This window comes from Streptomyces sp. NRRL B-24572, assembly GCF_002156145.1.
Classification (GTDB): Bacteria; Actinomycetota; Actinomycetes; order Streptomycetales; family Streptomycetaceae; genus Streptomyces; species Streptomyces vietnamensis.
The window spans coordinates 239-606 of record NZ_MWIG01001229.1; the positions used below are offsets into that span (position 1 = coordinate 239).

The window sequence follows — 368 nt, forward strand, 5'->3', positions numbered from 1 at the left end:
GGCGCTGGTTGAGCGGGGTCATCACGAAGCCGGGCACCAGGGTGTTGGCGGTGACCCCGTACGGGGACCAGGCCTCGGCCTGCGAGCGGGCCAGCGACTCCAGGGCGCCCTTGGACACCCCGTACGCCCCGCTCTGCACGAACGCGCGGTGCGCCTGCTGCGAGGTGATGTGGATGATCCGGCCGAAGCCCCGCTCGGCCATGCCGGGCCCGAAGCGCTGACCGAGCAGGAACGGTGCCTCCAGGTTCACGGTCATCGTCGTGTCCCACACCTCCTCGCCCAACTCGCCGAACGGCGGACGCAGGTTGATGCCGGCCGAGTTCACCAGGACGTCCGGCTCCCCGAAGACGGCGGCCGCCGCCTCCGCC

General features: G+C 72.0%; 1 protein-coding gene. It reads right to left on the reverse strand.

Going from position 1 to position 368, the window contains the following annotated elements; genetic code table 11:
• Positions 1-368: SDR family NAD(P)-dependent oxidoreductase (locus CCN56_RS41470; RefSeq protein WP_143664867.1), on the reverse strand; the 368-nt coding region annotated here is incomplete at both ends.